Genomic DNA, 12,983 nt, shown 5'->3' with positions numbered 1-12,983 from the left:
ATCGTCTTCTCCCGTGTTGCTCGGGCTGCGCCGGATCCGGAACAGGCGTCAGGAGATGAAGTCGTACTCGTAGTAGACGGCGCTTCCCGCGACGGCGTCGCGCCAGGTCGCGTAGCGGCGCAGCCCGTACAGCAGGGGCCGGTGCGCGCCCACCCGGGTGATCCCCCGGATCCGCCCCATGATCACCGCATGGTCCCCGACGACGCTGTTGTCGGTGACCGTGCAGTCCGCGATGGTGTGCGCGGAGTTGAGCAGGTGCGGCCCGGCGGTGTACTCCGTCACATGCCACTGGATGTGGTCGAACCGGTCCGCGACCCCGGAGGAGAACAGCTCGGCCGTGGCCTTCGCCTCGTCGTGCAGGAGGTTGACGGCGAAGAGGCCACATTCCTGGACGGCCCGCAGGGTCGGGCTGCCGCACCTCAGGCAGATCAGCAGGATCGGCGGATCCAGTGACACGCTGCACAGTGACGTGCAGGTCATGCCCCAGGGCCGGCCGTCGCCGTCCATGGTCGTGACGACCGACACACCCGTCGGGAACCCCGCCCAGAGGGGACGGATGTCGACCGGCTCTTCCGGCTCGCCGTTGGTGAGGGCGGCACCCGGCAGTTCACCGGCGCGCGGCACCCGCTCGTGGGTGGTCATGATCGTGTCGCCTCCTGGGAAAGGAATGCCGGCCGGCGGGTCCCGCTCGCCCCGAGTGCCCGGACCGGCGTGCGGGAACGACGTGCCAGCGAACGCTGGATCTCCTCCCGGACCGCCCGGCCGAGCGCCGGGAAGGCGGTGCCCAGGAAGTAGAAGTGCCTCCCGGCGAACAGGCGCCAGCGGAACGGGCCCGTCGTCTCACTCGCCCACGCCGCGAGAGAGGCGGGTGGCGCCAGCGGATCCTTCGTGCCCCCGAACGCCGTCACGGCCGCCGGCAGCGGGGTCCGATCGTGGGCCGGACGGTAAGACCCGAGCGCCCGCAGGTCGCCACGGACGAGCCGGACGAAGCGATCGCGAAAGTCCGGCACCTCGTCGATCCGGCCGGGCACGCTCCCGGTCCGGGCCAGCTCCCGCATCAGCTCGTCGTCGGGCAGATCCGGCCGGTCCAGCGTCGTACGCACCCGGTGGTCCGGGGCGGGGCGCGCCGAGACTCCCACCCAGCGCAGATCGACGTGGTCGATCACGGACCGGGCGGCCTCGGCGGCGACGGTCGCGCCGAGGCTGTGCCCGAACAGCGCGATCGGAGGGCCGGACCAGGCGAGGACGTCCTCGGCGGCGACGGGGACGAGCTCGGCCATGTCCGTGATCGGCGGCGACCGGTGGCGCTTGCCCCGGCCGGGCAGATCGACCAGCACCAGGTCCCACGTCCTCGGAAGGTCACGCGCCAGCGGGTAGTACGCGGCGGCCGAGCCCCCCGCGTGGTGGAAGACCAGGAGGCGCAGATCCGGATCGTCCACCGGCCGCGGCCGGATACCCGGGGGCCGCGCCGCGCCGGCGCCGGTCGCGCCGCTCACGCCCGGCTCTCCGCCGGTACGGCCGCCATCTCGGCGATGTGGTCGATGAGGCGCTCGACCAGCTGCGCCACGGGGATGTCGATGGGCAGGTCCTCCGGCGGCGTGCCCGTCTGGAAATGCTCCTCCACCTTCGTGAGGTAGAGGGTGAAGATGAACGAGTCACCGCCGATCTCCAGCAGGGACAGGCCGGGATCGACCTCGTCCGGCGCGTCCAGGACGTCCCTGAGCACGGCCAGGAGATACCCGCGCATGCCGTCCCGGTCGTGCGGGTCCGGCGGTGCCGGTCGTCCGGTGTCGTCCGCCTCGGCGGTGGCCGTGCCGTCGGCCGCGCCGGCGGAGGGCTCCAGCGGTTCGTCGATCCAGAACCGGACGCGGCGGAACGGATAGGTGGGCAGGTCCGCGACCAGCCGCGCGCCCGGTGCCCGCAGCGCGTCCAGACGCGGATCGCCGCCACCGGCGAACCAGGCGGCGAGCGCATCGAGGAGCAGCTCGGGCGCCTGCTCGGGAGCGTCGCCGACCAACGGCACCGAGCGCGTGCCGCCGTCGCGCTCGGACCGCCACTCGAGCCGTACGGTCCCCGCGCCCGCCGGCCCGCCCGATCGCCGCCGTACCCGTACGCCGATCCGGCCGAGGAGGCGCGTGAGCCGGTCCCCCGGCGAGTCCGGCGCCCCGTCGAGGGCGGGGCGCAGTCCGGGGAACGCGTCGGCGAGCGCGGCGACCGCGCGGGCGAGCGGGCCCGTGTCCTCACCGTCGCCCGGAAGCCACAGCGTCGCCGAGCGCACCGGCGTCACCGGGGTCAGGGGTCGGCGAGCCGCCTCCTCCGCGAGGCGTTCGGCCAGTTCCGCCGGCGTGGTCCCGGTGACCGCGAGGCGGTGGGCGAAGACCGCCCGCCCGGCCCTCAGCGTGTGGCAGACGGAGGGCATCTCCGCCGGCTCGGCCTTGTTCAGGTACGCACCGACGGCTCCGGCGAGGTCCGCCAGCGCCTCCGGGCTCTTCGCGGACAGGGTCAGCAGTTCCCGCCGGGGGCCGGTGGAGAGCGCCGCCGCCTCCTCCGCCTCGTCCGGCTCGTACGCCTCCAGCACCGCGTGCACGTTGGTCCCGCTCATGCCGAACGAGTTGACGGACGCGATCCTGCGCGGCAGCGATCGCGGCCAGGGCCCGTTGCGACGCGGCACCGTGAAGTTCATCCGGTCCCAGGGAATGTGGGGGTTGAGGTCGCCGTCCGCCTCCGACGCGGCGGCGGGAATCTCGCCGTGCCGCAGCATCAGCACCGTCTTCGCCAGCGCCGCGAGGCCTGAGGCCGCTTCCATGTGGTTGAGCCTGGCCTTCACGCTTCCCAGCGCGAGCGGCACGCCCCGTGCCCGGATGGCATCGCCGACGGCGCCGTCGATGGCGCCGATCTCGATGGGATCGCCGAGCGCCGTACCGGTGCCGTGAGCCTCGATCCAGCCGATGTCCGCCGGATCCACGCGTGCGTCGGCGAGCGCCGCCCTGATGACCTCCTGCTGGGCGGGGCCGTTGGGTGCGGTCAGCCCGGACGCCGCCCCGTCGTGGTTGGCGGCCGTGCCGCGGACGACGGCGAGGATCGGATGCCCGCCGCGCTCGGCGTCGTCGAGGCGCATCAGCAGCACCGCACCGACGCCCTCCGCCCGCCCGTACCCGTCCGCGGACGCGAGGAACGACTTGCACCGGCCCGCCGGCGACAGCGCCCGGGTCTGGCACAGCGACACCATGAGGTTCGCGGACAGCAGAAGGTTCGACCCGCACACGAGGGCGTAGCGGCAGTCCCCGTTGCGCAGGCCGCGCACCGCGAGGTGCAACGCGGTGAGTGAGGACGAGCACGCGGTGTCGACGCTCACCACGGGCCCGGAGAAGTCCATCACGTGGCTGATGCGCCCGGCGCCGAAGCACAGACCACCGCCGGTCGTGTAGTACGGGTCGATGCGGGTCCGTGAGGAGTCCTCCAGCCGCTCGCTGTACTCCGACGCCATCATGCCCAGGTAGACGCCGACGTTCAGCCGCTCGGACCGCCGTACGGCGACGCCCCCGCGCTCGAGGGCCTCCCAGGCGGTCTCCAGAAGCATCCGCTGCTGCGGATCGAGCAGTTTGGCCTCCCGATGGGTGATGCCGAAGAACTCCGCGTCGAAGTGCGCGATGTCGGAGATGAAGCCACCGCGGTCGACGTACGAGCGGCCCGGCCGGCCGACGACCGGGTCGTAGACCGCGCGCAGGCCGGGGCGGTCGCCCGGGATCTCCGACACCGCGGTCTCCTCGCCGCGCAGGAAGTCCCAGTACCGGTCCGGGGAGTCGAGGTCGGGAGGAAACCGCAGGCCCATGCCGACCACGGCGATCGGTGCGTGCCGGGCGCCCTCCAGCTCCCGGATCCGTGCCTTCAGCCGCTGGGACAGCCGGAGCTGGTCCTCCAGCAGCCTGCGAATCTCCGGGGAGTCCACCATGTCCACTCTCATTTCTAGGATGTGAGGTCTGCCCGCACGGCCTCGACGAGCTCGTCGAAGGACAGGTCGGCCGGGTCCGCCGCGCCGTCTTCGTCGCCCGCACCGCCCCGGCCGGTCACGTCGTTCTCGCCGGCCGGTCCGGGCTCCTCGCCGAACAGCAGCCCGGTGACATGGGTGGCGAGCTGTCCGACGGTGGGATGGTCGAGCGCCACCGTGGCGGGCAGGTCCGCGCCGAGCGCGTGGGCCAGCCGGGTGCGCAGGTCGATCACCATGATCGAGTCCAGTCCGAGCTCGCTGAACCCGACGTCGTCCTCTGCCGGCGCCGGGGCGCCGAGAACGCCGGCCACCATGTCGCGCACCGCGTCGCGGAGCCGGTCGTCGCGGTCCACCGGATCGGTGCCGGCCAGCCCATCGGCCAGCCAGCCGCGCGGCCGCCCGTCCGGCTCCGGCTCGGATGGCCCCTCCCTCTTCACGCCCAGCTCCGCGAGCAACTCCGCGCGGGGATGGCCGGCCGCGTTGGCGAGGTACCGTTCCGCGTCGAGCGCCACGGCCACGAGCCGGGTGTGGCCGCCGTCGACGGCGAGCCCCAGCAGTTCCTCGGCCTCCTCGTCGGTCAGGGCGCGGGTGCCCATCCGCTCGATCGCCCGCTCCACCGCCGACGAGGCCGCCATGCCGCCCTTGACCCGCGGGATCCACGCGCCCCAGTCGATGCTCGTCGCCGGAAGACCACGGGCGCGCAGTGACTCGGCGAGGCCGTCGAGGTAGCCGTTCGCGGCCGCGTAGTTGGCCTGTCCCGCGGTCCCCAGCACGCTCGATGCGGAGGAGAACAGCACGAACGCGTCCAGCTCGTGGTCGCGCAGCTCCGCGGCCAGGGCCGCGGCGCCGCGCGCCTTGGCCGCGAACACCGTCTCGAACGCCGCGGGAGTGAGGGCGTCGAAGGCGTGGTCGTCGTTGACCCCGGCCAGGTGCAGGACGGTGCGAAGCGGCTGGTCGCGCCCTGCCTCGGCCACGGCCCGCCGGCACGTCTGCGGCGCGGTGACGTCGCCGCGTACCACGTGGACGCGCACTCCGAGCTCGGTCAGTTCGCGGATGACCTTCCGGGCGGCCTCGTCGGGTGCCGAACGCCCCATCAGCGCGATCGACCGAACGCCCTTGCGGGCGAGAAAGGCGGCGACGCTGAGGCCGAGCGCGCCGAGACCGCCGGTGATCAGAGCGGCACCCTCACCGATGACGGTGTCTTCGGCGGCGTCGGACCGGTCGGCGGCGCTGAGCCGTGCCACCTGGACCTCGCCGGCGCCGATCTTCAGCCGTGTCTCGGGAACGCCCTCGTCGAGGGAGCCGAGCAGCGCTCGCGCGAGCGTGGCGTCGTCCCATCCACCGGCGAGTGTGACGCGCAGCAGCCGGCGATCCGCCTGCTCGGTCTCCAGTGCGGTCAGCAGGCCGTACAGCGACTCGCGTACCGGCGCCGCGTGTTCGTCGCCCGCGCACAGCACGGCGTAGGGAACCTCGCGCGGGACCTCGCGGAGTCGCTCGGCGAGGGCGATGACCGAGGCCAGCGCATCGTCGGGCGTGCTCGCGTCCGCATCGGCGAAAGACGCGTCGACGATCAGGTCGGGGACCTCATCGCCGAGTTCGCCGGCCGCCGCGGCCGTGACGCGATGGCCCGTGGATTCGAGCGCGCGGCGCAAACCCGCGGAACCGCCGTCGCGGTCGATGACCGCGACGTGCCGCCGGTGCCCGGCCACCGCCTCCGCCGCATCCGCTGCCGGCCGCCGCGGAGTCCACGACAACGTGTAGGCGTGCACGGTGCTCTCCCGCAAGGACCGTTGCAACAGCGCGCGGGGAGCCCTCCGGAACCGGAAGCCCTCCACGGCCAGGACGGTCGCGCCGCCCGGATAGAAGAGGTGGAGGTCCGCGGCGTCGATGTGCAGCAGGTCATCGGACTCCCGGTCCTGGCGGGTGGCCCGCACGTGGCCCCACAGCTCACGGCCGGGCACGGGGCGCCCGGGGAAGGCGAGCCGTGCCGCCGCGAACGGGATGCCCAGGGCCCCCTGCTCCGCCGCCTCGCTTCCGGGCAGGCCGACCGCGAAGGCGACCGTGCTCTGCAGCACCGAGTCCAGCAGGCCGGGGTGAATCTCGTATCCGGCCGGGTCCTCGTTCATCTCCGGCGGCTCGGCGTACCGGACCAGCGCCTCGTCCCCGCGGATCCAGACCTCGCGGATCCAGCGGAACGACGGGCCGAGGTGGTAACCGAGCGTCCGCAGGTGCTGGTAGAAGTCGTCGCCGGACAGGTGGCGCTCCGCGCCGCCGACGAACGCGCCGGCGTCCGGCACGGGCCAGGACGCCGCCGGGTCCGGCGGGACCACCCGGGCGGCCAGATGCTCCTGCCAGCGGTTCGTGTCCGGGTCGATGAGGCTCTGCACGCTCACCGTACGCGCGCCGTGGTCCTGTATCGCGTCGATGATCTGCATTTCGTAGCGCTCGCCCTCGTGCAGGACGAGCGCGCGCGGGAAGTGCAGGTCCTCCAGGACGAGCGGTGATCCGTCGGCGCCGAGAGCCGACAGCACGGTCGCCGTCTGGGACGCACCCGGCACCGACACGGTGCCGAAGAGCCGGTGGTCGGTGAGGTGGGCGGGGAAGTCGGTGCTGCGCTCGGTGGCGAACACCCGGCCGCGCAGCCCGGGCGAACGCAGTTCCGTGCCCCACGCCGCACGCCGGACCGCGCCGGACGACGCATGCCACGGCACGTCGCTCCAGTGCCGGATCTCGGCGAACGGGTACAGCGGTGCCGGCGGACGGTCCCCGCCCGCCCGCGGATGGATGCGCTGCCAGGCGAAGTCCTGCCCCTGCTCGTACAGTGCGGACACCGCGGTGATCATGGCGGCCCGATCGCTCGACCGGCGGCGCAGCGAGGAGACGAGGCCGCCGCGGGGCGTGAGTTCGGCGGCCTTCACCAGGTTGATGAGGGTCCGGTCCGGGCCGATCTCCAGGCAGACGTCGATGTCGAGGTCGCCCAGCCGCCGCGCCCCGTCGTGGAACCGCACCGGGTTCCGGGCGTGGCTCGCCCAGTACGCCGCGTCGTACTCTCCGGGCTCGACGAGCCGCCCGGTCAGGTTCGAGATGATCGGCACCTGCGGCGCGCGCATCTCCAGCGCGGCGACGGCCGCCGTGAACTCCTCCAGCATCGGGCCCAGCAGCCGGGAGTGGAACGCGTGCGACACGCTGAGCCGGCGGTGCCGGACCTTCCGCTCCTTCAGCCGTTCCACGAACGCCGCGATCGCCTCGGACGGACCGGACACCACGGTCGAGCCGGGCCCGTTCACCGCGGCGACGTCCAGGTCGCGGTCCGCGATCCAGCCGGCGACGTCCTCCTCGGAGGCCACGACCGACACCATGGCCCCGCGTTCGGTCGCCTGCATCAGCCGCGCCCGCTCCGCGATCAGCCTGAGGCCCGCCTCCACGTCCAGCACACCGGCGTGGATCGCGGCGGCGATCTCCCCGACGCTGTGCCCCATCACGACGGCCGGGGTGACGCCCCAGGACTCCCAGAGGGCGGCGAGCGCGATCTCCAGGGTGACGAGTGCCGGCTGGGTGACCCGCGTCTCGTCGATCACCGCCGGATCGTCGCCGTACAACGTCAGCTCGGCGAGCGACGCGCCGAGCAGGGGTGTGAGCGTCCGGTCGCAGCGCTCGAAGGCGTCGCGGAAGACGGGTTCGGTCTCATAGAGCTCGCGGGCCATGCCGAAGTACTGGCTGCCCTGCCCGGCGAACAGGAACGCGACGCGCGGGGCGCCGGTGGCGGGCCCCTTGGGCGCCGGTGCGGCCAGACCGGTCAGCAGCGCGTCCCGCGTCGTGCCCAGCAGGGCGCGGCGGTACGGGAAGTGGGCACGCCCCACGGCCGAGACGGCGGCCAGGGCGCCGAGCTCATCGTCGGAGGAGGTCTTCAGCCGGTCCGCCCACACGTCCGACAGCCTGGCCAGCCCCTCCGCGTCGGGCGCGGACAGCGTGATCAGGTGGGGTCCGTCGGGGGCGTCCGCGCCGGGTTCGCGGCCGCCCGGGTCCTCCGCCGGCGCCGCAAGGACGAGGTGGGCGTTGGTCCCGGTGAAGCCGAAGCCGGACACGCCCGCGATGCGCCGTCCGCCGCCGGCCGGCCACGGCGTCGGCGCCGCGACGACCTCGACGTTCATGGCGGACCAGGCCACATGCGGGTTGGGTTCGCGGAAGTGAAGGTTGGCGGGGATCATCTCGTGACGCATCGCGAGGATCGTCTTGATCACGGCCACGACGCCCGCCGCGGACTCGCAGTGACCGACGTTGCTCTTCACCGACCCGATGCGCAGCGTTTCGTCCGGCCGCCGGCCCTCTCCCAGCACGCGCCACGCCGCGCCGATCTCGACCGGGTCCCCGAGGGAGGTCCCGGTGCCGTGCGCCTCGAGGTAGGACACGTCCCGTCCGGTCACGCCGGCGTCGGCCAGGGCGGCGCGGAGCAGTGCCTCCTGCGCGGTGCCGCTGGGCGCCGTCAGGCCCGACGAGGCGCCGTCCTGGTTGACGCCGCTGCCGAGGATCACGGCCAGTACCCGGTCTCCGTCGCGCCGGGCGTCCGACAGCCGCTTGAGGACCAGCACGCCACAGCCCTCCGCGCGGACGAAGCCGTTCGCGTCGGCGGAGAACGCCTTGCACCGGCCGTCGGGCGAGAGCATGTGGGCCCGGCTCACGGCCACCGACGACGTCGGGTCGAGGATGATGTTGACACCGCCCGCCAGCACCGCGTCGGTCTCGCCCCCGCGCAGGGATCTGACGGCCAGGTGCAGGGCCACCAGCGACGAGGAGCAGGCGGTGTCCACCGCGACCGCCGGTCCGCCGAGTCCCAGCAGGTAGGCGATGCGGCCGGCGGCCGCGTTCAGCGCGGTGCCCGTGCTGTAGTAGGCGTCGATGTGCTCGGGCCCGCCGCGGGCGAGGATCCGCGCGTAGTCGCTGTAGCTGACACCCACGAAGACGCCGGTACGCGAGCCTTTCAGGCCGTGAGGGTCGATGCCGCCGTCTTCCAGGGCGTGCCACGCCGACATGAGCAGCAGCCGCTGCTGTGGGTCCAGGTCGTCGGCCTCACGTACCGGGATGTCGAAGAACGCGGCGTCGAAACGGTCGATGTGGCGGAGGAAGCCGCCCTGGTCGGTCGTCATCCGGCCGGTTCGCCGCGCGTCCTCGGTGAAGAGCATCGTGTCCCGGCGGTCCCGCGGCATGGCCGTGACACCGTCTTCGCCGCCGCGCAGCAGGTTCCACAGCTCGTCGACGGAGTCCGCGCCGGGGAACCGGCCGGCCATGCCGACGATCGCGATCGGTTCACCCGGGCCGTCGCCCGTTCCCTCACCGGTCGCCGGCCCGCCCGCCGGCCGGTCCGCCGCGCGCGGAACGGGCCGCGGGCGGTGACCGACCGGCCGCCCCGTACCGCCCGCCACGCGATCCGCCTCCGCGGCCACGGGCCGGGCCAGGATGAACGCCGTCAGCTCGGCCACTGTCGGATGGTCGAAGACATCGGCGGCCTGCAGGTCCACGCCGAACGCGGCGGACAGCCGGCCGACGAGATCGACTGCCATGATCGAGTCGATGCCCAGGTCCATGAACCCGGTGTCCTCGGCGACCGCGGACGCGTCGGTGTGGCCCAGTTGCTCCGCCACCATGCGCCGTACGTGCGAACGAGCCGCCGCGGGACGGCTGCGCTCCGGGAGCTCCGCCAGCTCCGCGGCGAGCGACGCCTCACCGCGCGCCGGCTCCACGGCCCCGGCGGTGTCCTCCGTGACCACACCGGCGTACAGGCCGCGCCGCCGTACCGCCGCCATCACGCCGGTGAACCGCGGGAGGTCCAGCAGGCAGGCGATCACGTGTCCGGCAGGGCCGGCGGCCCGCGCGGTCAGTGCCGCGCGGCCCTGTTCGGCGCTCAGCGCGCCGACGCCGATCCGGTCGTATCGGCGCAGTGACGCGTCGTCGGCCATCCCGGCGCCGGCCAGCGCCCACGGGCCGTACGCGATGCTCACCGCCGGAAGCCCCAGCGACCGGCGGTGAGCCGCGAGGGCGTCCAGCGCTCCGTTCGCGGCGGAGTAGGCGCCCTGTCCCTCGGTCCCCCAGACCGCCGAGACGGACGAGACCAGAACGAAGAAGTCCAGCGGCCAGTCGCGCGCGGCCTCGTGCAGCCACCAGGCACCGGCGAACTTGCCGAGCAGCGCGGACTCGAAGTCGGCGGCGGTCAGCCGGGACAGCGGAACAGGGTCCGCCACCCCCGCGGCGTGGACGACGCCACGTACCGGCGGCATCTCCGTGAGGCAGGCGCGGGCCTCGGCGAGCGCTTGCGGTGTCTCGCAGCCGCCGCCCCGGTACACGACGTGTGCTCCCGGCTCGCGCAGCCGGGCCAGGAACGCGGTGGTGTCCGTGTCCAGGGTCTCCGGGGCGCGGCGCCCGATCAGCAGCAGGTGACGGGCTCCGCGGCGAACCAGATCGGCGGTGATCTCGCGCCCGACCGCCCCGAGCCCGCCCGTGACGACATAGGTGGCGTCGCCCCGCACGGGAAGCTCCGGCCGGTGCCCGCTCGCGGCGCGCAGCCGCGCCGCGAGCACCCGGCCTCCGCGGACGGCCACCAGGTCCTCGCCGGCCGCCGGTGGGTCGATGCCGGACGCGGCGGCGACGAAGGCCAGCAGCGCCCGCGTGTCCTCGGCCGTCGGTTCCCCCGGAAGGTCGATCACACCGCCCCAGGCGCCGCCGGCCTCCAGGCCGAGCACGGGCGCCAGGCCGTGCAGGGCCCCGTGGCCGACCGTGATCGCGGTGTCGCCGTCGCCGACGCGGCGGGCCGCGCGCGTGACCAGGAACACGCGCGCGTACGGCCCGCCGGCATCGGCCGCGGCGCTGACCGCCGCCGTCACCGCGGAGCAGAGCGCCGCTGTGACGGCCGCCGGGGAGGCGTGGCCGGCCGCGGCGTCCGAGAGCGGAGCCGCCTTAATGGTCAGGATCAGCGTGGTCCGTCCGCCGGCGGCGTGCGTCTCCCAGAACCCGCGCCAGCCCTCGGCGCCGTCCGGCGCTTCGAGGCGCCGCCAGCCCGCCGGGACGGCCGTGGGGCCGCCGCCGAGCACCGTCCCGGTCCGCCCCAACGCCACGGCCTCGCCGACCAGCAGACCGACAAGTTCGTCGTCGTCGCCCGCGATGACCAGCGGGCCGCCGTCGGCCGCCGCGGCCGGTGCCGGAGCCGACGGTGCGGTCTCCCACGCCAGCTCGTACGCCACCGGCGCCGCCGGTTCCACCGCGACATGGCCGGGCGCGTGCCGGACGCGCTGCCACGGATAGGCCGGCAGGTCGATGATCCGGCGGGGCAGGTCCGCCGCCGGTCCGCCGTCCTCATCGCCGGGGCCGATCGTGACGGCCGCGGACGGCGTTCCCGCGGCCAGCGACCGCAGCGCCGCGGCCGCGTCGGCGGGGTTCGCCGCCGTGACGCGCGCCCGGACGTCGTGCCGGGCGCGTCCCCGGGTGACCGTGTAGGCGAACGCCGCGTAGTCGTCCGGGCCGATCCGGGCCACCCGTTCGGCGTAACGGCCGGCCATCGCGCGGAGGGCCTCAGGGGTCTTGGCGGAGACCTCGAATCCGTCCATCCGCTCCGGCCCGGTGCCCGAGACGGTGGCGTCACCGGGGTCGGGCGCGGCGAGGATCAGGTGCGCGTTGGTGCCGCTCATGCCGAACGAGCTGACGCCCGCGTAGCGTCCACCCGCCGAATCCCAGTCCGTCAGCTCGGCCGGAACCCCGATCGCGGTGCCGGACAGGTCGATGCGGGGGTTGAGGACGCGAAAGTGCACGACCGGCGGCGCCGCGCGGTGGCGCAGGCAGAGGATCGCCTTGAGGAGCCCGGCGACACCGGCCGCCGACTCCAGATGCCCGAAGTTCGTCTTGACCGCGCCGGTCAGGAGGGGCGCGCCGCCGTTGCGCCGGCCGATCGCGGTCGCCAGCGCCTCCATCTCGATGGGATCGCCGAGGGACGTACCGGTGCCGTGGGTCTCGACGTATCCGATGTCGGCGGGCTCGACACCGGCGTCGGCCATCGCCTGTTCGAGCAGCGCCACCTGGGACAGGACGTTCGGCGCGGTGAACCCGCCCGACCTCCCGTCCTGGTTGACCGCCGAGCCGTGGATCACGGCGTGCACGCGGTCGCCGTCGCGCAACGCGTGGTCGAGCCGCTTGAGCACGAGCGCGCCGCAGCCCTCACCGCGGGTGAACCCGTTGGCGCGAGCGTCGAAGGTCCGGCACAGGCCGTCGGGCGACAACGACCGCGTCTCCTGCACGAGACGGGTCGAGCGGGGGGACATGATGAGGTTCACCCCCGCCGCGACCGCCGTCTCGCACTCGCCCCGGCGAAGCGCCTGGACGGCGAGGTGCGCCGCGACGAGGGAGGAGGAGCACGCCGTGTCGACCGCCATGGCCGGTCCGGTGAAGCCGAGGGTGTAGGCGATGCGGCCGGCCGCGAAGTTGTGGCCGTTGCCGGTCGTCCAGTACGCGTCCGGGTCCCCGGTCAGCCACTCGCGGTAGTCCTGCCACATGATGCCGAGGTAGAGGCCGGTCTGGGCGCCGGCGAGCCGGCCCGGGGGCAGCGCCGCGTCCTCCAGCGCCTCCCAGGTGACCTCCAGGAGGAGCCGGTGCTGTGGGTCGAGCCCGCGCGCCTCGCGGGGGCTGATGCCGAAGAACGCGGCGTCGAAGTCCAGCACCTCGTCGAGAAAGCCACCCCGCTGCGGCAGGGTCGCCCAGGCGTCGGCGAACGGCCCCTTACGCGCCTCCGGCATCGGGCGCACCAGGTCACGGCCCTCCGCCAGCGCCTCCCAGTACGCGTCGAGGTCCTCGATACCGCCCGGGAGGCGCAGCCCGGTGCCGATGACGGCGATCGGCTGGTTCCCCTCCTGCTCGTCCAGCCGCTGCCGCAACGACCGGATCGTCTCGAGCGCCCGCGTGAGAGGAGTCTGTTTCCCGTCGGTGAGGCTCATATCTTCCATGCAGTCGTTTCCTC

4 protein-coding genes are annotated in these 12,983 nt (G+C 74.1%); all 4 read right to left on the bottom strand.

Annotated elements, in window-relative coordinates:
• Positions 1-48 precede the first annotated feature (48 nt).
• The 4 genes from ABEA10_RS48945 to ABEA10_RS48930 are packed head-to-tail and all read right to left on the bottom strand — an operon-like array spanning position 49 to position 12,969.
• Positions 49-642, bottom strand: a complete 594-nt coding sequence (locus ABEA10_RS48945; protein WP_345475569.1) for a flavin reductase family protein — start codon at positions 640-642, stop codon at positions 49-51.
• Positions 639-1,496, bottom strand: coding sequence for a thioesterase II family protein (locus tag ABEA10_RS48940; protein WP_345475568.1), 858 nt, complete (start codon positions 1,494-1,496; stop codon positions 639-641). The genes ABEA10_RS48945 and ABEA10_RS48940 overlap by 4 nt, the downstream gene beginning before the upstream one ends.
• The gene (locus ABEA10_RS48935; RefSeq protein WP_345475567.1) at positions 1,493-3,952 is read right to left on the bottom strand and encodes a beta-ketoacyl synthase N-terminal-like domain-containing protein; all 2,460 of its coding nucleotides are present in this window, start codon (positions 3,950-3,952) and stop codon (positions 1,493-1,495) included. The genes ABEA10_RS48940 and ABEA10_RS48935 overlap by 4 nt, the downstream gene beginning before the upstream one ends.
• A gap of 14 nt (positions 3,953-3,966) precedes the next feature.
• Entirely contained in the window at positions 3,967-12,969 is a 9,003-nt protein-coding gene (locus ABEA10_RS48930) for an SDR family NAD(P)-dependent oxidoreductase (RefSeq protein WP_345475566.1), read from the bottom strand.
• Positions 12,970-12,983 lie beyond the last annotated feature (14 nt).

The sequence above is a fragment of the Actinoallomurus oryzae genome (assembly GCF_039541955.1).
Lineage (GTDB): Bacteria > Actinomycetota > Actinomycetes > Streptosporangiales > Streptosporangiaceae > Actinoallomurus > Actinoallomurus oryzae.
Note: the sequence above shows the minus strand (reverse complement) of the source record. Positions and strands in the feature narration are given on the sequence as shown.

Excerpts from the sequence above, each read along its gene's own strand:
- ABEA10_RS48945 (WP_345475569.1), bottom strand. The coding sequence starts at position 642 with ATGACCACCCACGAGCGGGTGCCGCGCGCCGGTGAACTGCCGGGTGCC.
- ABEA10_RS48935 (WP_345475567.1), bottom strand. The coding sequence starts at position 3,952 with ATGGTGGACTCCCCGGAGATTCGCAGGCTGCTGGAGGACCAGCTCCGG.
- ABEA10_RS48930 (WP_345475566.1), bottom strand. The coding sequence starts at position 12,969 with ATGGAAGATATGAGCCTCACCGACGGGAAACAGACTCCTCTCACGCGG.